Source organism: Alloalcanivorax sp. C16-1 (assembly GCF_046507805.1).
In the GTDB taxonomy this organism is placed as follows: Bacteria; Pseudomonadota; Gammaproteobacteria; order Pseudomonadales; family Alcanivoracaceae; genus Alloalcanivorax.
Map to the genome: position 1 here is coordinate 578,056 of NZ_JBKFTK010000001.1, position 18,858 is coordinate 596,913.

Genomic DNA, 18,858 nt, shown 5'->3' on the forward strand with positions numbered 1-18,858 from the left:
CTGGTCAAAGACGGAGAAGGGGGTGGCGCCGCTCACGCGTCGCCTTTTTTGCCGCTTTTCTTGCCGCCCCGCAGGCGGTCCACCTCGGCGGCGAACTCGGAGATGTCCTGGAAACTGCGATACACGGAGGCGAACCGCACATAGGCCACGTCGTCCAGTTCCTGCAGCGCCTCCATGACGAACTCGCCCATTTCCCGGGCCGGCACTTCCCGCTCGCCGGTGGCGCGCAGGCGGTGGCAGATGCGGCTGATCGCCGCCTCCAGATCCTCCACGCTCACCGGGCGCTTCTCCAGCGCCCGCTGCATGCCGGCGCGCAGCTTGTTCTCGTCGAACGGCTCGCGGGTGCCGTCGGACTTGATCACCCGGGGCATCACCAGCTCGGCGGTCTCGAAGGTGGTGAAGCGCTCCGTGCAGCTCAGGCACTCACGGCGACGCCGCACCTGGCCGCCGTCGGCGACCAGACGGGAATCGATGACCTTGGTGTCCTGGGCTCCACAGAAGGGGCAATACATGGCGGCCTCCGGCCGAAACAAACACGTTGAAAGTGACAAGTTAAAAGTTGAAACGCGGGTGAATACGCTCTTTTGTTCGGCGCTTCAGGCCGCGCTTAAGCAAAAGGCGCGGCGACCAGCGTCAAATATCATGACCAGGGCCGCGCGCGCCTTCAACTTTTAACTTTCAACTTTTAACCGGGTCTTCTCAGCGCTCGTACACCGGCAGGCGCTTGCAGATCTCGGCGACCTTGCCGCGTACCGCGTCGATCACGCTCTCGTCGCCCATGTTGTCGAGAATGTCGCAGATCCAGCCGGCCAGCTCGGTGGCGTCCTGTTCGTTGAAGCCACGGCGGGTGATGGACGGCGAACCGATGCGCAGGCCGGAGGTGACGAACGGGGAGCGCGGGTCGTTGGGCACGGCGTTCTTGTTGACGGTGATGTGGGCGCGGCCGAGGGCGGCGTCGGCGTCCTTACCGGTGATGTCCTGCTTGATCAGGCTGAGCAGGAACAGGTGGTTCTCGGTGCCGTTGGAGACCACATCAAAACCCCGGTCAATGAACACCTTGGCCATGGCCTTGGCGTTCTTCACCACGTTCTGCTGGTAGGTCTTGAACGACGGGTCCATGGCTTCCTTGAAGCAGATCGCCTTGGCGGCGATGACGTGCTCCAGGGGGCCACCCTGGCCACCGGGGAACACCGCGGAATTGATTTTCTTCTGCAGGTCTTCGTTGGCCTTGCCCATGATCAGGCCACCACGGGGGCCACCGATGGTCTTGTGGGTGGTGGTGGTGGTGATGTCGGCGATGCCCACCGGGCTCGGATAGACGCCGGCGGCGACCAGGCCGGCCACGTGGGCCATGTCCACCAGCAGGATGGCGCCCACTTCGTCGGCGATGTCACGGAAGCGCTGCCAGTCCACGACCTGGGAGTAAGCGGAGAAGCCGGCCACGATCATCTTCGGCTTGTGCTCGCGGGCCAGTTTTTCCACCTGATCGTAGTCGATCAGACCGGTGTCGTTGTCCAGGCCGTACTGCACGGCGTTGTACATCTTGCCGGAGAAGTTGGGCTTGGCGCCGTGGGTCAGGTGGCCGCCGGCGTCCAGGCTCATGCCCAGCACCGTGTCACCGGGGTTGAGCACCGCCATGTAGACGGCGGCGTTGGCCTGGGAACCGGAGTGCGGCTGCACGTTGGCCCAGTCGGCGCCGAACAGCGCACAGGCCCGGTCGATGGCCAGTTGCTCGACCACGTCCACGTGCTCGCAACCGCCGTAGTAACGCTTGCCCGGGTAGCCCTCGGCGTATTTGTTGGTGAGCACGGAGCCCTGGGCTTCCATCACCCGGGGCGAGGCGTAGTTCTCGGAGGCGATCAGCTCGATGTGCTGTTCCTGGCGCTCGCGCTCGGCGTCGATGGCGGCCTGGATTTCCGGGTCGAACTCGGCGATGGACATGGATTTCGGGAACATGCGCTACCTGTACCTGGGTGGTGGGTTTCGGGGCCCGCATTCTACCCAAAAGCCGGGCTTTTGGCACATGAAAGCCCCTCATCATGACCTTGAACGGGCTTCACGGGGGTGTCGCTCTCGTCACTGAGCCGGAAGCCGGCGATCAGGGCGGCCAGTTCCTCCGCCTGACGACGCATGCCGTCGGCGGCGCCGCTGCTTTCCTCCACCAGGGCGGCGTTGTGCTGGGTCATGGCGTCCAGCTCGCTGACCGCGGTGTTCACCTGGCCGATGCCCTGGCTCTGCTCCCGGGCGCCGGTGCTGATCGCGCCGATCACCCGGCTCACCTGCTCGATGCCGGCGACGATCTCGCCCATGGTGCGACCGGCGTCACGCACCAGATCCACGCCGCCCCGGGCGCTGGTCACCGAGCGCTCCACCAGATCGCGGATATCCCGGGAGGCGTCCCCGCTGCGGGCGGCCAGGGTGCGTACCTCCTGGGCCACCACCGCGAAGCCACGCCCGTGCTCGCCGGCCCGGGCCGCCTCCACCGAGGCGTTCAGCGCCAGGATATTGGTCTGGAAGGCGATGCCGTCGATCAGCGCGACGATCTCATTGATGCGCGAGGAGGCCGCGTTGATCTCGTCCATGGTGATCTCCACCTTTTGCATGGCGGCGCGCCCACGGCGCGCCACCGCCGCCGTGTCCCGGGCCAGCCCGTCCGCCTCGCCGGCGGCGTCGGCGGTGTGCCCCACCGTGGTGGTGATCTGCTCGATGGAGGCGGAGGTCTGCTGCAGGTTGGCGGCGGATTGCTCGGTGCGGCCGGCCAGCTCCTGGCTGCCCCGGGCGATGTCATCGGCGGCCTGGTGCACGCCCAGGGCGTTGTCGCGGACGCCCTGCAAGGTGCGGTCGATGCGCTCGATAAAGGCGTCGAAGGCGCGCGCCAGGTCGCCGATTTCATCGCGGCGCGGGCTGTCGATGCGGGCGGTGAGGTCGCCGTCGCCGTCGGAGATCTCCCGAATGCGTCCGGTGATGCCCCGGATCGCCCGGGACATCAGGTGTGGCCCGACAAGGGCCACCGCCAGGGCGAACAGCCCCACCAGCACGGCGAACACACCCACCGCCAGGCGCTGGCGGGCAATCCGGCCCGCCGTTTGCGCCGCCAGTTGCGTGGTCTTGGCGTCCACCGCCTGGCTGACCTCGTTCAACCGTGCGCCCAGCGCCTCGAAGGCGTCCAGGGAATCCCGGTCGATCTGCTGGGTGGCGCGCACCACGTTCTGGTCGTCGTAGAAGTCGAAGGTGGCCCGGGAGGCCTGCCGCCAGGCGGCGAAGCCGGCCTCGGCCCCCTCGGCACTGGCCAGCACCTCCGGATAGCCGGCCAGGGCCACCCGGAACCGCGCCAGCGCCTGCTCCGCCTGGTCCGCCATCGCCTCGTAGCTGGCCTTGGCGGCCTTGGATTCGGGCATGCCCGGGATATAGCGCAGGTACTCATTTTCCGCGGACCGGGCCTGATAGAGGTCGCGCTGGGCGCCCATCACCGCCACCGTGGCTTCATGGAACGGGCCGCTGAAGGCGTCGAGCCGGTCGCGCAGGGTGTTCACCAGCAGCGCGTCCGCCAGCACCACCAGCCATAGCGACAGCGCCACGCCGATAAAGGCCAGGGCGTATTTGACGTTGATCCGATTGAGGGAGCGAAGCATGGGGCCTCCTGGGCGAGCCTGATAAGCAGCGACCCGGAGAGGATCAGCACCCCCTGTTGCAAATTAGTGAATTGCGTCGCAAAAAATCGCTATCAGGCCGCGATTGACGCCCATCATGCCCCAAAAATGCATTTTCTCCAGGCACACGAAAGCACGGACCGGCGGCACCGGTCCGTGCGGGCGTCGGGCATCGCCCCGGTCAGGCGGCGCGCTCTTCCTCGCGGTCGTCGCGCACCGCGCGCAACACCGGCGCCGGGGCTTTTTCGGGCACCGCCTCGCCGCCGTCGCTGAGGCGGAAGCCGGCGATCAGCCGGGCCAGGGCCTCGGCCTGATGACGCATGGACTCGGCGGCGGCGCTGCTCTCTTCCACCAGGGCGGCGTTGTGCTGGGTCATGGCGTCCAGTTCGCTCACCGCCGTGTTGACCTGGCCGATGCCCTGGCTCTGCTCGCTGGCACCGGCACTGATCTCGCCGATCACGCGGGTCACCTGCTCGATGCTGTCGACGATTTCCTCCATGGTGCGGCCGGCGTTCTTGACCATGTCCGCGCCACTGCGGGTGCTGCTCACCGAACGGTCCACCAGCGCGCGGATGTCCCGGGAGGCGTCGCCGGAGCGGCCGGCCAGGGTGCGCACTTCCTGGGCCACCACCGCGAAGCCCTTACCGTGTTCGCCAGCCCGGGCCGCCTCCACCGAGGCGTTCAGCGCCAGAATATTGGTCTGAAAGGCAATGCCGTCGATCAGGGCGATGATTTCGTTGATCTTCGCCGAAGAGGCGCTGATCTCGGCCATGGTGCTTTCCACATCGCGCATCGCCTGCTGGCCGCGCCGCGCCACGTCCACCGTGGTGTGCGCCAGCCGGTCCGCCTGGCCGGCGGAATCGGACGTGTTGCGCACCGTGGTGGTGATCTGCTCCATGGAGGCGGAGGTCTGCTGCAGGTTGGCGGCGGACTGCTCGGTGCGCGAGGCCAGCTCCTGGCTGCCCTGGGCAATCTCGTCGGACGCCCGGTGCACACCCAGGGCATTGCGGCGCACCGACTGCAGGGTGGTGTCGATGCGCTCGATAAAGGCGTTGAACTGATCGGCCAGCTCGCCGATCTCGTCGCGGCGGCTGCTTTCGATACGGGCGGTCAGATCGCCATCCCCGTCGGTGATTTCCTGGATGCGCGCGGACACCTGGCGGATCGCCTTGGACATCAGATGCGGGCCGATCAGCGCGATGGCGATGGCGGCCAGGCCGACCACCGCCGCGAAGCCGATCACCAGCGCCTGCTGGCGCTCCACATAGGCCAGCGTGTCCGCCTCCAGGGCCTGGACGCGCTGTTCCACGGCGGTGCCGGTTTCGTCATAAAAGGTACGCAGGGCCTGGAAGGCGTCCATGGAGCCACCATCGATCATTTCCATGGCGCCGCCGATGTCCTGATCGTCATAGAGCGCGAACACCTGGCCGGAGTTTTCCCGCCAGGTGCCGTACAACCCCTGGAATTGCGTCAGCTGATCCTGGGTGTCGGTATACGGCGCCAGCAGCTGGGCCACCCGCTCAAGGCGGTCGCGGGCCTGGTCGGCGTTTTCCTCCCAGGCCTGCCGCTGAGCCTCGGCCTCCGGGGTATCCGGCACGGTGGCCAGATAGGACATTTCGGCGATGCGCGCCTGGTACAGGTCACGGTCCGCATTGACGGTCAGCGCCAGTGCCTGATTGAACACCTCCGCCACCTCCACCATGCGGTTTTTCACGGTATTGACCAGCATCGCGTTGGCGGTAACCACCACCAGCAGGGCCAGCGCCACACCAATAAAGGCGGCGCCGTACTTCACATTGATCCGATTGAATTTGGCGAACACGGCTCGACTCCCGTTTGAGAGCGGGCTGCACGCCCGCTTTTGTTATTCTTCCGGGATATCGGCGGCGGGGCGTCGGACTTTAGGCCCGCCGGGCGCGGGCTTTCATCCCGGGCCCGGTTCGGTTAGTTTAGGCGCCATTCCGCCCGCGCCCCGTATGGCGGGCCTTTCACCGTGATTTCAGGCAGTTCCTTACTATGTCCCAGTACATTTTCACCATGGATAAGGTGGGCAAGGTCGTCCCGCCCAAGAAACAGATTCTCAAGGACATCTCCCTGTCGTTCTTCCCGGGTGCCAAGATCGGCGTGCTGGGCCTGAACGGCGCCGGCAAGTCCACTCTGTTACGGATCATGGCCGGCGTCGACAAGGACTACCTGGGCGAGGCGCGCCCGCAGCCCGGCATCAACATCGGCTACCTGCCCCAGGAGCCGGAGCTGGACCCGGACAAGAACGTGCGCGAGATCGTCGAGGAGTCCCTCTCCGAGATCCGCAACGCCCAGACCCGCCTGGAAGAGGTGTACGCCGCCTACGCGGAAGAGGACGCGGACTTCGAGAAGCTGGCCGAGGAACAGGCCAAACTGGAAAACATCATCGAAGCCACCGACGCCCACAATATCGAGCGCCGCCTGGACATCGCCGCCGACGCGCTGCGTCTGCCACCCTGGGACGCCAACGTGGCCAACCTGTCCGGCGGTGAGCGCCGCCGGGTGGCCCTGTGCCGGCTGCTGATGAGCGCCCCGGACATGCTGCTGCTGGACGAGCCCACCAACCACCTGGACGCGGAGTCGGTGGCCTGGCTGGAGCGCTTCCTGCACGAATTCCCCGGCACCGTGGTGGCGGTGACCCACGACCGCTACTTCCTGGACAACTCCTGCGAGTGGATTCTCGAACTGGACCGGGGCGAAGGCATTCCCTGGAAGGGCAACTACTCCTCCTGGCTGGAACAGAAAGAGCAGCGCCTGGAGCAGGAAGCGAAAAGCGAAAGCGCCCACCGCAAAACCGTGGAGAAAGAGCTGGAATGGGTGCGCCAGAACCCGAAAGGCCGGCGCGCCAAGAACAAGGCCCGGGTCAACGCCTTCGAGGAACTGGCCAGCCAGGACTTCCAGAAGCGTAACGAAACCCAGGAACTGTACATTCCGCCCGGCGAGCGCCTGGGCGAGAAGGTGTTCGAGATCAAGGACGTGAGCAAGCAGTTCGACGGCAAGCTGCTCTACGAGCACCTGGACTTCTCGATCCCGCGCGGCGCCATCGTCGGCATCATCGGCCCCAACGGCGCCGGTAAGACCACCCTGTTCCGCATGCTCACCGGCGAGGAAACCCCGGATTCCGGCGAGATCGACAAGGGCGAGACCGTGGACCTGGCCTACGTGGACCAGAGCCGCGAGGACCTGGACCCCAAGAAATCGGTCTGGGAAGAGGTGTCCGGCGGCAACGACATTCTGAAGATCGGCAGTTACGAGGTGCCCAGCCGCGCCTACCTGGGCCGCTTCAACTTCAAAGGCGGCGACCAGCAAAAGCGGGTCGGCGACCTGTCCGGTGGGGAACGCAACCGCCTGCACCTGGCCAAGCTGCTCAAACAGGGCGCCAACGTGCTGCTGCTCGACGAACCCACCAACGACCTGGACGTGGAAACCCTGCGTGCCTTGGAAGAAGCGCTGCTGGCCTTCCCCGGCTGCGCGGTGGTGATCTCGCACGACCGCTGGTTCCTGGACCGCGTGGCCACCCACATCCTGGCCTTCGAGGGCGATGCCCAGGTGGAATGGTTCGAGGGCTCCTACACCGAGTTCGAGGAATACCGCCGCAAACAACTCGGCGACGAGGCCCTGCAACCCAAGCGCATGAAGTACAAGCGCATCGAGGTGTAAGTCCCACCGAACGATGGCTGATCGCGGCCGAAGCCGCTCCTACAACGGTTCGCCCCGGCAGGAGCGGCTTCAGCCGCGATGAAATATCCATCCGACGATAGGCATTCCTGATTTGGCCGTCGCCCGCAAAGCGTCTATTCTTTCGCTGAGTAACGCATACGCCAACCGCAACCCCAGCCAACCGCGAGAGGCACCGGCATGACCTCCCCGCCCCGGCACGATGCCGGGCATGATCCCGCGGAAACACCGCTGAACGATCCGTCGCCCCGTTTTGCCTATCGGGAATACGGCGCCGATGGCGCCGGCGGCGAGCAGGCGCTGGCCGCCGAGGTGGCGGTGGCGATCAGCTACAACGGCATCAATCACGCGGTGATGATGGCCACTCCGGAACACTTGGAAGACTTCGTCACCGGTTTCACCCTGACCGCCGGTCTGGTGGACGACGCCCGCGCCCTCTACGACATCGAACTGACGCCCCTGGAAGACGCGGTGGAAGCGGCGGTGACGCTGAGCAGCCGGGCCTTCGCCGGTTTCAAGCAGCAGCGCCGTGGCCAGGCCGGCACCGGCGGCTGCGGCCTGTGCGGGGTGGAGGCGCTGGATCAGGCGCTGCCACCGTTGCCAGAGCGCGACCGGGGCCCGTTACCGCCGCCGGAGCACCTGGAGGCACTGCGCGAGCGCTTCGAGGCCACCCAGCGGCTGGCGCGGCACAGCGGCGCCATGCACGCGGCGATTTACGTGGACGGCAACGGCGAAACACGGATTTGCCGGGAGGACATCGGCCGGCACAACGCCCTGGACAAGCTGATCGGTGCCTGCCTTCGCCAGGGTCTGGACCCGGCAGACGGCTTTTTGGCGATCACCAGCCGCTGTGGTCTGGAACTGATCCACAAGGCGGTGCGCGCCGGCGCCGGCACCCTGGTGAGCCTGTCCGCGCCGTCGTCGCTGAGCGTGCGCCAGGCACGGCGCAGTGCGCTGAATCTGATTCACCAGCCACGGCAGGGCGCGCCGCGGCTGTACAGCCCGACCCCCTGACTCCCGGAACACGGGCCCGGGAACATGGAGACCCCCAATGAGTGATCCTCATACCCCCGCCGATCGGTTGCGCTTCAAGCCCTACCCGGGCCCCGCCGCCGGGTGGGGCGCGTTGCGCGCCGTCACCGACCACTGGTTCGAGAGCAAGCAACCGTTCAAGAACCTGTTCGCCATGGTGAAGACCAACAAGAGCAACGGTTTCGACTGCCCCGGCTGCGCCTGGGGCGAGGCGCCCCAGGGCGGCATGATCAAGTTCTGCGAGAACGGCGCCAAGGCGGTGAACTGGGAAGCCACCAGCCGCCGGGTGGATGCGGCGTTCTTCGCCGAACACAGCGTCAGCGACCTGCTCAAGCAGGACGATTACTGGCTGGAATTCCAGGGTCGGCTCACCGAACCGATGGTCTACAACCGGGCCACCGATCACTATGAGCCGATTGATTGGGACGACGCCTTCGCGCTGGTCGCCCGCCACCTGAAAAACCTGGACAGCCCCCACGACGCCGCCTTCTACACCTCCGGCCGGGCCAGCAACGAGGTGGCGTTTCTGTACCAGCTGTTCGTGCGCGCCTTCGGCACCAACAATTTTCCGGACTGCTCGAACATGTGCCACGAGGCCAGCGGCGTGGCCCTGGCGGAGAGCATCGGCACCGGCAAGGGCACGGTGACCTTCGAGGATTTCGAGAAGGCGGACGCCCTGTTTATCTTCGGCCAGAATCCGGGCACCAATCACCCGCGCATGCTGGAGCCAATCCGCGACGCGGTGAAACGCGGCGCCCAGGTGGCGGTGTTCAACCCGCTGCGCGAGCGCGGCCTGGAGCGCTTCCAGGCGCCCCAGGACCCGAAGGAAATGCTCACCGGCGGTTCCTCTCCGCTGAATACCGCCTATTTTCGGCCGGGCCTGGGCGGGGACATGGCCGCCGTGCGCGGCATGGTGAAGTGGCTGCTGCAGTGGGACCGGGAGGCGGCGGAGAACGGCGGCGAGCCGGTGTTCGACCATGCTTTCATCGCCGAGCACACCACCGGCCTGGACGACTATCTTCAGCAGGTGGACGCCACCTCCTGGGAACGCATCGAGGCACAATCCGGCCTGAGCCGCGACGTCATCGAACAGGCCGCGCGCATTCACCGGGACAGCAAACGGGTAATCATCTGCTGGGCCATGGGCCTCACCCAGCACAAGCACTCGGTGCCCACCATTCAGGAGATCGCCAACCTGCAGCTGCTGCGCGGCCAGTTCGGCGAAGGCGCCGGCCTGTGTCCGGTGCGCGGTCATTCCAATGTGCAGGGCGACCGCACCGTGGGCATCGCCGACGAACCGCCGGCGGCGCTGCTGGATGCCCTGGAAAAACGTTTCGATTTCCAGCCGCCCCGGGAGCCCGGCTACAACGTGATCACCACCCTGCAGGCCATGGTGGCGGGCAAGCTCAAGGTGTTCCTGGCGCTGGGCGGCAACTTCGCCCAGGCCACCCCGGACACGCCGCGCACCCATGAGGCGTTGCGCAGCTGTGACCTGACCGTGCAGATCAGTACCAAACTCAACCGCAGCCATCTGGTGTGCGGCAAGGAGGGCCTGATTCTGCCCTGTCTGGGACGCACCGACATCGACCGCCAGGCGACCGGGCCCCAGGGCGTTACCGTGGAGGATTCCTTCTCCATGGTGCACATCTCCCACGGCCAGCTTAAGCCGCTGTCCGACCGCATGCGCTCCGAGCCGGCGATCATCGCCGGCATCGCCGAGGCCACCCTGGGCAAGACGCCGGTGGACTGGTCCGCTCTGGTGGAGGACTACGATCGCATCCGCGAACTGATCCAGGACACCATCCCCGGCTTCGAGAATTTCAACCAGCGGCTTAAACACCCGGGCGGCTTCTATCTGGGCAATCCGGCCCGCGACCGTCAATGGCACACCGACAGCGGCCACGCCCATCTGGCCGCGAATGCCCTGCCGGACAGTCTGGTGGACAGCGAGATCCTGGCCCGGGGCGATCAGCCGGATCTGGTGCTGCAGACCCTGCGCTCCCACGATCAGTACAACACCACCATCTACGGCCTGCACGACCGTTACCGGGGCGTGCACAACGGCCGCAAGGTGCTGTTCGCCAACGCCGCGGATATCAAACGTCTGGGCTTCAAGGCCGGCGATAAAATCGACCTGGTGTCGCTGTGGCGCGACGGCAAGGAGCGGCGGGTGAGCGATTTCACCCTGCTCGCGTACGACGTGCCCGCCGGCCAGGCCGCCGCCTACTATCCGGAAACCAACCCGTTGGTGCCCATGGACAGCTACGGGGACGGCAGCTTCACGCCCACCTCCAAGCTGATCGCCATTCGTTTGGAAGCCAGCCGTGCCCCGGCGCGCATTGCCTGACCACCGAGGGCCACGCCGGTGAGCGGCTTCCTGGCCCTGAGCCTGGCGGGCCTGCTGGCGGCACTGGTGACCCTGGCGGTACTGGACCTGCGCCATTGCCGCCACGGCCACGCCCACCCACAACAAGGCGCGGGCGGCGACAGGGTCGTCGGCCGGTTGCGCGTGATGCTTTGCCTGGCGGTGGGTTTTCTGATCCCCACCGCGGCCCTGGATATCGCCACGGTGCTGTACGCGGATAAAGGCAAGGCCCTGCGCACCGGCACGGTCACGGCGCTGGCCGGCTGCCACCGCGACCCTTTATTACTGTGGCTCGGTCATCGCTGTGAGGTGCGCGTCGCCTGGCCGGGTCCGGGCCCGGCGCGGCTCACGGTGCAAAGCCCTACGCCGGTGGCCAGCGGCGACGACATTGACGCTTATCTACAACGGTTCAGCCGCCGCCCCGGCGCCGCCACGCGTTATTTGCCGGTGGCCAGTCGCACGGCGGGGATCGATCCCGCCGGATGGCGGCCGGCGCTTACCGCCGGCGGTCTGTTGCTGGGGCTGGTCAGCGGAATCGGCTGGGAACGCCGCTGGCGCCGGCACCGATCCCCTGGTGGCGTCGGTTCCTCACCGCCCTCCCGGGGTCGGCTCTGAGCATCCGGCCCGGCGCGCGCCGCCTGACTGCAAGGCCCTTTATATTGACTTTATCGGGAGCGACTTTAGCCTGAACGTATTCTCCAATTCGGCTGGATTGGCCATGGATAACGACAGTCTGATCGCGCCCTTGCTGGCCGCCGCCGACAAACGCTTCGGCACGGACGGCAGCCACCACGTTCAGGATATCGAGCATATTCTCAAGACATTGAGAACCCACCTGGGCATGGACGTGGCGTTCATCGCGGAATTTCTCGATGGAAAGCGCGTCATCCGGCATGTGGACAGCAAACACTCTGCCGGCAGGCTGGCTTCCGGTGACAGCCATCCGCTCGAGGATAGTTATTGCCATTACATCGCCAACGGTGAGCTGGACGGCATCTTGGCGGACACCTCGCTGCATCCGCTGACCCGCAATATGCCGGTCACACAGGCACTCGATATCGCCAACTACATCGGCGTGCCCGTCCATCTGCCGGACGGTTCATTGTTCGGCACCTTCTGTTGTTTCGACCACAAAACTGGCCGGAACCTGGGCCCCAGGGACCAGGCTTTGCTCGGCGCCTTCGCCGAGTTCGCCGGCCGCCTGATCGGCCAGAGCATGGAACGGGAAGCCGGTGACCGCGAAATCAGGGAGCGGATTCTCAACGTGATCCGGCATCAACGCCTGCGCACCGTATTTCAACCCATCCTGCATATGGAAGAACGCCGCGTGGTTGGTTTCGAGGCCCTGACACGCTTTGATACCGAACCCTGTCGACCGCCAAACCTGTGGTTCGATGAGGCCGACCGGGTGGGGCTGGGACTGGAATTGCAAAAGCTGGCGGTGCAAACCGCTCTGCGAACCGCCGCGCCCTTGCCGAAGACCTCTTACCTTTCCTTGAACGTCTCCCCCGAACAGATCCTTGATGGCAAGCTGGCCGACGACCTGCGGGGCTGGCCAACGGATCGTGTTTTGCTGGAGATCACCGAGCACGCGCGCATCAGTGACTATCCCGCGCTGCGCCAGGCGCTGGCACCGTTGCGCGAGCAAGGGATGGACATCGCCGTGGATGACGCCGGCGCCGGCTACGCCAGTTTTCAGCATGTACTGGAGCTGGAGGCCGAGATCATCAAGCTCGACATCAGTTTGATTCGGGACATTCACCGCGACCGGGCCCGTCAGGCGCTGGCGGCGGCACTGATCCGTTTCGGCGAGGTGATCGGCGCGCGCGTTATCGCCGAAGGCGTGGAGAGCCGGGAAGAACTGGCGACCTTGCGGCGGCTCGGCGTGGCCAAGGTGCAGGGGTATTTCGTCGGTAAACCGATGCCCATTGAGGACGCCCTGCGCTTCACCGCGGTGGACTGATCCCCGCGCCACGCTTACCGTCTTCACGGAGTACCGCCTGTTCCGGTTATAGGCTGCCGGGCAGCGGCCCCTATTCCGGACCTCGGGAGACAGCAGCGTGCGCGACGACGTTCAACAGTACTATGGCCAACATCTCACCGGCAGCCAGGATCTGCAGACCAACGCCTGCTGCGATCAGACTCCGCCGGACCATCTGAAACCCCTGCTGACACGCCTCCACGAAGAGGTGCTGAGCCGCTATTACGGTTGCGGCCTGGTGGCACCGGCGGCGCTGGAAGGTCGGCGGATTCTGGATCTGGGCTGCGGCTCCGGCCGCGACGTCTATCTGCTGTCCGCGCTGGTGGGAGAGCACGGCGAGGTGGTCGGCGTGGACATGACCGACGAGCAGCTGGCGGTGGCCCGACGCCACCGGGATTACCATCGGGAAGCGTTCGGTTTCGCCGAGAGCAACGTGCGTTTTCTGAAAGGCTATATCGAGGAACTGGACGCCCTGGACCTGGAAGACGGCTATTTCGACATCGTGGTGTCCAACTGCGTGATCAACCTGAGTACCGATAAGGCCAAGGTGATCGGTGACGTGAAGCGGCTGCTCAAGCCCGGCGGCGAGTTTTATTTTTCCGATGTGTACGCGGATCGGCGGGTGCCGGCGGCGCTGACCAGGGATCCGGTGCTGTACGGCGAGTGTCTGGCCGGCGCGCTGTATTGGAACGATTTTCTCCATCTGGCCACGGGGTGCGGTTTCGGCGACCCGCGGCTGGTGGAGTCCCGGCGCCTGACCGTGGACAACCCGGCCATCGAGGCGAAGCTGGGCAACCTGCGTTTTTATTCCGCCACGTACCGGCTGTTCAATATCGAGGCGCTGGAGCCGGCCTGCGAGGATTACGGGCAGGCGGTGATTTATCAGGGGACGTTGGCGGAGCAGCCGGAGGCGTTCGTGTTGGATGATCATCATGTGATGGAGACCGGTCGGGTGTTTCCGGTGTGTGGGAATACCTGGCGGATGTTGGCGGAGAGTCGGTTCGCGGGGCATTTTGATTTTGTTGGGGATTTTTCCCGGCATTTTGGGGTTTTCGAGGGATGTGGGTTGAGGGTGCCGTTCGAGGAGGGTGACGTCGATGCGTCGTCCGGTGCTTGCTGTTAGTGGAGGCGTTGCCCTCCATTGAGGGCGCCGGTTTCGGTTTTGCCCTTCCAGGACACGCCGTGAATCCATCCCTGGAGGCTCTTTTCAGACATCCCTGTCTTCAAAGGTCCTGGAAGGGCAAAACCGAACCCGGCTCATCATAAGCGTAAAGGTGGTTGCCAATCGCCGAACAAAAACGTCCCAGTGGATAAGGGTGATTTATGAGCATTAAGAAGGTGGCGTTACTGTTGGTGATCGTGGCGCTGGTGGCGGGTTACTTCTTTTTCGATGTGGGTCAGTATCTGAGCCTGGATTATCTGAAAGCGCAACGCGGCGCGTTTCAGGCGTTGGCCGGGGAACATCCGGTGGCGGTGCTGGGTGGGTTTTTCGCGTTGTACGTGCTGGTGACGGCGTTGAGCTTGCCCGGGGCGGCGATCATGACGCTGGCGGCGGGGGCGTTGTTCGGGTTCTGGGTGGCGTTGTTGTTGGTGTCGTTCGCGTCCAGCGTGGGCGCGACGCTGGCGTTTCTGGCGGCGCGGTTTCTGTTCAAGGACGCGGTGCAGGCGCGGTTCGGCGAGCGGTTGAAGAAGATCAATGCGGGGGTGGAGAAGGACGGGGCCTTTTATCTTTTTACGTTGCGTTTGATTCCGGCGTTTCCGTTTTTCGTGATCAATCTGGTGATGGCGCTGACACCGTTGAAGACCTGGACGTTTTACTGGGTGAGCCAGGTGGGGATGCTGGCGGGAACCGCGGTGTACGTGAACGCGGGCACTCAGTTGGGTGAGCTGTCGTCATTGTCCGGTTTGCTGTCGCCCGGCTTATTGGGGGCGTTGGTATTGCTGGGGTTGTTTCCGTGGCTGGCCAGGGCGGTGCTGGCCGTGGTGCGGCGTCGCCAAGTGTATCGCGGCTATGACAAACCCAAACACTTCGACCGCAATCTGATCGTGATCGGCGCCGGGTCCGCCGGTCTGGTGAGCGCCTATATCGCCGCCACCGTGAAGGCGAAGGTGTCGCTGATCGAGGCGGAAAAAATGGGCGGCGATTGTTTGAACACCGGTTGCGTGCCGTCCAAGGCGCTGATCAAGAGCGCGTCACTGGCGCATCTGGAAAGGGTGCCCGAGCGGTACGGCTTCAAACGCATTACCACGGAGTTCGACTTCGCCGATATCCAGGCACGCATCCAGCGGGTAATCGGTCGCATCGAGCCCCACGATTCCGTGGAACGCTACCAGGCCCTGGGGGTGGATTGTATCCAGGGGCGCGCGCGGCTGGTGTCGCCTTGGGAGGTGGCCATCGAAACGGTGGACGGCGAGCGCCGGCTGAGCGCGCGCGCCATCGTTATCGCCACCGGCGCGCGACCGCTGGTGCCGTCGATTCCCGGCATCGACCAGGTGCGCGTGCTCACCTCGGAAAACCTCTGGCGGGTCACCGAGCTGCCACCGCGCCTGCTGGTGCTGGGCGGCGGTCCGATTGGTTGCGAGCTGGCGCAGAGCTTCGCGCGGTTGGGCAGCCGGGTGACCCAGGTCGAGCAAGGCCCGCGTCTGCTACCCCGCGAGGACGACGACGCCGCCCGGGCGGTGGCCGAGGCGTTGCGCGAGGACGGCGTGGAATTGCTCACCGGCCACAAGGCGATCCGCTTCAGCGTGGAGGACGGCGAGCAGCGTGTTCATACCGAGAGTGAACAGGGCCAGCGACGGCTGCCGTTCGACGCGGTGCTGGTGGCGGTGGGCCGGCGCGCCAATACCGCCGGGCTGGGCCTGGAGGATCTGGGCATCACCACCGGCGACAACGGCACCCTGGATCTGGACGAGCGACTGCGCACGCGCTTTCCCAACATTTACGGCTGCGGCGATGTGGCCGGCCCCTACCAGTTCACCCATGTGGCCGCTCACCAGGCCTGGTACGCCGCGGTAAACGCTTTGTTCAGCGGACTGAAAACCTTCAAGGCCGATTACCGGGTGATCCCCTGGGCCACCTTCACCGCGCCGGAGGTGGCGCGGGTCGGCCTCAACGAACAGGAGGCCCGGGAAAAAGGCATCGCGGTGGAGGTGACCCGCTACGGCATCGACGATCTGGACCGGGCCATCGCCGACGGCAGCGACCGGGGTTTCGTCAAGGTGCTGACGCCGCCGGGCAAGGATCGCATTCTCGGCGTGACCATCGTCGGCGAAGCGGCCTCGGATCTGATCAGCGAATACGTGCTGGCCATGAAGCACGGCCTGGGCCTGAACAAAATTCTTGGCACCATCCACATTTATCCCACCCGCGCCGAGGCCAACAAGTTCGCCGCCGGTGAATGGAAGAAGGCGCACAAGCCGGAAAAACTGCTGCGTTGGGTGCAACGGTTCCACACCGCGCGACGATAACGTGAAGAGTCAAAGTCTTTAAAGAAAATATCTGCAACCTGTTAAATCCCGCCGCGACTTGCCGATAAGGCGGACGACAAGGACGCCCGTCATTCAAGCGGCGGAACCATTCCCGCCCGGGACGCCGCCCGGCGCAGATATCTTCACACAAGGCTCCTCTTCTATGTTGCTCAACAAAAGCGTCAAACTCAGGCTCTCGCTCAGCCTGGGGCTCTGTATCGTTCTGCTTATCGCCATCGGCGTGGTCGGCATCCTCAGTACCAGTTCGGTGCGTCATGACCTTGAACAAACGTACAACCAGAACCTGATCACGTTGCTGGATCTTGGCGCGGTGCGCGAAGCTCTGCTGGATACGCGCGTGAAAATCACCGCCGCGCAGCGCGACCGGGATATAAATCGTGCCACCCAGGTCAGCGCCCAGGTGAAGGACAACAACCTTCTCATCGATCAGTACTGGGCGGACTATTTCCCGCAGCGGATCAGCGGCGAGCGCGAACGGGCCATCGCCGAACACTTTCAGGCCGGCCTGGAGACGTTGCGTGGGGATCTGAACGAACTCAACGGCCTGATGATGGCCGGCGATTTCGATCAGGCGCGCACCCTGGCCACGGGGAAGATCCGCGAGGACTACCGGGGCGTACTGGATAACATCAACGACCTGGTGACGCGCAACCGTGAACAGGCGGAAAGCCATTATCAGAACGCGCTGGCCAGCTACCGGCAATCCCGCAATCTGGTGCTGGGGCTGATGGCCGCCTCCGTGGTGGCGGCGCTGCTGCTGACGATCTGGTTGGTGCGCGGCATCATGACGCCGCTGGGCAAGGCCCGCGACCTGGCCCGCTCCCTGTCCGAGGGCCGGCTGGACGACGAGATTCATATCACCTGCCAGGATGAATTCGGCGATATGCTCCGCGATCTGCGCAGCATGCAGGAGAAGCTTTCCGACGTGGTGCGCTCGGTGCGCAACAACGCCGAGTCGGTGAGCATTGCCTCCACCGAGATTTCCCAGGGCACCGACGACTTGAGCCGGCGCACCCAGGACCAGGCCGCCAGTCTGGAAGAAACCGCCGCCTCCATGGATGAGATCACCTCCACGGTACGTCAGAACGCCGACAACGCCGGCGAGGCGGACGGGCTGGCCCATCGCGTCAGCGACCAGGCCCGGGAGGGCGGCGAAATCGCCCGCCAGGCGATCTCCGCCATGGCCGAGATCAGCGGCTCCAGCCGCAAGATCACCAGCATCGTCACGCTGATCGACGAAATCGCCTTCCAGACCAATCTGCTGGCGCTGAACGCCTCGGTGGAAGCGGCGCGCGCCGGTGAACAGGGCCGTGGCTTCGCGGTGGTGGCCGGCGAGGTGCGCAGCCTGGCCGGACGCAGCGCCGAAGCGGCGCGGGAAATCAAGACGCTGGTCGACGAAAGCGTGGACCGGGTGGACGCCGGCACCGCCCTGGTGGACCGGGCCGCCGACACGCTCGGGCATATCGCCAAGGGCGTGGATCAGGTTACCTCGCTGGTCGGCGAGATCGCGGTGGCCAGCCGCGAACAGTCCCAGGGCATCGAGCAGGTCAACCTGGCGGTCTCGCAAATGGACGCGGCGATCCAGCAGAATGCCAGCATGGTGGAACAATCCAGCGCCGCCAGTCGCTCGCTTCAGGCCCAGGCCCGGGCGCTGCTCAAGGAAATGGGCTTCTTCCAGGCCGCCGACGCTCACTCCACCGGCACGCCGGCGCGGCTATCCTTACGGCGGGATTCGGGCACGCCCGACTGACAGGGTCCGACTGACACGAAGGTCCTCGCGGAGAAAGGTTATGCGTTGTCTTTATCGATGGTGGCCGGGGCTGCTGCTACTGGCTCTGATCACGCCCCCGGCGCTGGCCGCCGAGGACTTCGATCACGGCGCCTGGGACACGCTGCTGCGGGAGCACGTGACCTGGCGCCGGGACGGCGTGGCCTCCACGGTGGACTACGCCGGCTTCGCCGCGGACCGGCCGGCCCTGGACGCCTACCTGGACCGGCTCGGCGCGGTGGCGCCGGGCCGGTTTCAACAATGGCCCCGTCCGGCCCGGCTGGCGTTTCTGATCAACGCCTACAACGCCTTTACCGTGCAACTGATTCTGCGCCAGGAATCCAGGCCCGCCTCGATCCGGGACATCGGATCGATTTTTCGCGGGCCCTGGAGCCAGCGCTTTTTCACGCTGCTCGGCGAGCGGCGCACCCTGGATGAGGTGGAGCACGACCTGATTCGCGGCAATCCGGCGCTGATGGACACGCGCATCCACTTCGCGGTGAACTGCGCGTCCGTGGGCTGCCCGGCCCTGCGCCCGGAGGCCTACACCGGCGACGCCCTGGACCGCCAGCTCGACGACGCCACCCGTCGCTTTCTGTCCGACCGTCAGCGCAACCGTTACCGGGATGGCACCCTGTGGGTGTCGTCCATCTTCGACTGGTACCGGGAAGACTTCGTGGCGGACGCCGGCAGCCTGGGCGCCTGGCTGGCGGCCCATGCGGACGCCCTGGGCGTGCCGGCGTCGGCCCGTTCCGCCCTGCGCGACGATAAACTGGAGATTGATTTCCTGAAGTACGACTGGTCGCTCAACGACGAGGATCGTTGAAGCCGATTGATTGACAATAATTCTCATTCTCTATAGGTTCCTCCG

13 protein-coding genes are annotated in these 18,858 nt (G+C 65.4%); 9 read left to right on the forward strand and 4 right to left on the reverse strand.

All coding sequences use genetic code 11. The features are described from left to right. Positions 1-32 precede the first annotated feature (32 nt). From nrdR to ACLD0W_RS02820, 4 genes are all read right to left on the reverse strand, one after another. Positions 33-512: a transcriptional regulator NrdR gene (nrdR, locus tag ACLD0W_RS02805; protein WP_410305983.1), complete on the reverse strand. Its 480-nt coding sequence runs from the start codon at positions 510-512 to the stop codon at positions 33-35. Positions 513-699: 187 nt separating this feature from the next. Next, positions 700-1,956, reverse strand: a complete 1,257-nt coding sequence (gene glyA / locus ACLD0W_RS02810) for a serine hydroxymethyltransferase (RefSeq protein WP_410305984.1) — start codon at positions 1,954-1,956, stop codon at positions 700-702. Between the two features lie 41 nt (positions 1,957-1,997). Next, entirely contained in the window at positions 1,998-3,632 is a 1,635-nt protein-coding gene (locus ACLD0W_RS02815; RefSeq protein WP_410305985.1) for a methyl-accepting chemotaxis protein, read from the reverse strand. Positions 3,633-3,831: 199 nt separating this feature from the next. Further along, on the reverse strand, positions 3,832-5,472 hold the full coding sequence (locus tag ACLD0W_RS02820; protein WP_410305986.1) for a methyl-accepting chemotaxis protein: 1,641 nt from the start codon (positions 5,470-5,472) through the stop codon (positions 3,832-3,834). A gap of 194 nt (positions 5,473-5,666) precedes the next feature. On the opposite strand from ACLD0W_RS02820, the gene ettA reads away from it, so the two are divergent. The 9 genes from ettA (at position 5,667) to ACLD0W_RS02865 (ending at position 18,813) form a co-directional block, all read left to right on the forward strand. Further along, the gene (gene ettA, locus ACLD0W_RS02825; protein WP_410305987.1) at positions 5,667-7,334 is read left to right on the forward strand and encodes an energy-dependent translational throttle protein EttA; all 1,668 of its coding nucleotides are present in this window, start codon (positions 5,667-5,669) and stop codon (positions 7,332-7,334) included. 198 nt (positions 7,335-7,532) lie between these two features. Further along, positions 7,533-8,366 carry a formate dehydrogenase accessory sulfurtransferase FdhD gene (gene fdhD, locus ACLD0W_RS02830; RefSeq protein WP_410305988.1) on the forward strand — a complete coding sequence of 278 codons (834 nt, stop codon included), beginning with the start codon at positions 7,533-7,535 and terminating at the stop codon, positions 8,364-8,366. Between the two features lie 37 nt (positions 8,367-8,403). Continuing rightward, entirely contained in the window at positions 8,404-10,731 is a 2,328-nt protein-coding gene (locus ACLD0W_RS02835; RefSeq protein WP_410305989.1) for an FdhF/YdeP family oxidoreductase, read from the forward strand. Between the two features lie 18 nt (positions 10,732-10,749). Next, positions 10,750-11,364 (forward strand): hypothetical protein, encoded by a 615-nt coding sequence (locus ACLD0W_RS02840; protein WP_410305990.1) that lies wholly within the window; start codon positions 10,750-10,752, stop codon positions 11,362-11,364. Between the two features lie 103 nt (positions 11,365-11,467). After that, a complete protein-coding gene (locus tag ACLD0W_RS02845; RefSeq protein ID WP_410305991.1) occupies positions 11,468-12,712 on the forward strand; it encodes an EAL domain-containing protein in 1,245 nt (414 codons plus the stop codon). Between the two features lie 97 nt (positions 12,713-12,809). Beyond that, on the forward strand, positions 12,810-13,853 hold the full coding sequence (locus tag ACLD0W_RS02850) for a methyltransferase domain-containing protein (protein WP_410305992.1): 1,044 nt from the start codon (positions 12,810-12,812) through the stop codon (positions 13,851-13,853). A 200-nt stretch (positions 13,854-14,053) separates the two neighbouring features. Beyond that, positions 14,054-16,198, forward strand: coding sequence for an FAD-dependent oxidoreductase (locus tag ACLD0W_RS02855; protein ID WP_410305993.1), 2,145 nt, complete (start codon positions 14,054-14,056; stop codon positions 16,196-16,198). A gap of 163 nt (positions 16,199-16,361) precedes the next feature. Beyond that, on the forward strand, positions 16,362-17,969 hold the full coding sequence (locus tag ACLD0W_RS02860) for a methyl-accepting chemotaxis protein (RefSeq protein WP_410305994.1): 1,608 nt from the start codon (positions 16,362-16,364) through the stop codon (positions 17,967-17,969). Positions 17,970-18,009: 40 nt separating this feature from the next. Continuing rightward, entirely contained in the window at positions 18,010-18,813 is an 804-nt protein-coding gene (locus ACLD0W_RS02865; RefSeq protein ID WP_410305995.1) for a DUF547 domain-containing protein, read from the forward strand. Positions 18,814-18,858 lie beyond the last annotated feature (45 nt).

Coding starts and splice junctions, on each gene's coding strand:
- ACLD0W_RS02865 (WP_410305995.1), top strand. CDS start 18,010: ATGCGTTGTCTTTATCGATGGTGGCCGGGGCTGCTGCTACTGGCTCTG.
- fdhD (WP_410305988.1), top strand. CDS start 7,533: ATGACCTCCCCGCCCCGGCACGATGCCGGGCATGATCCCGCGGAAACA.
- ACLD0W_RS02855 (WP_410305993.1), top strand. CDS start 14,054: ATGAGCATTAAGAAGGTGGCGTTACTGTTGGTGATCGTGGCGCTGGTG.
- ACLD0W_RS02845 (WP_410305991.1), top strand. CDS start 11,468: ATGGATAACGACAGTCTGATCGCGCCCTTGCTGGCCGCCGCCGACAAA.
- ACLD0W_RS02860 (WP_410305994.1), top strand. CDS start 16,362: ATGTTGCTCAACAAAAGCGTCAAACTCAGGCTCTCGCTCAGCCTGGGG.
- glyA (WP_410305984.1), bottom strand. CDS start 1,956: ATGTTCCCGAAATCCATGTCCATCGCCGAGTTCGACCCGGAAATCCAG.
- ACLD0W_RS02815 (WP_410305985.1), bottom strand. CDS start 3,632: ATGCTTCGCTCCCTCAATCGGATCAACGTCAAATACGCCCTGGCCTTT.
- nrdR (WP_410305983.1), bottom strand. CDS start 512: ATGTATTGCCCCTTCTGTGGAGCCCAGGACACCAAGGTCATCGATTCC.
- ettA (WP_410305987.1), top strand. CDS start 5,667: ATGTCCCAGTACATTTTCACCATGGATAAGGTGGGCAAGGTCGTCCCG.
- ACLD0W_RS02835 (WP_410305989.1), top strand. CDS start 8,404: ATGAGTGATCCTCATACCCCCGCCGATCGGTTGCGCTTCAAGCCCTAC.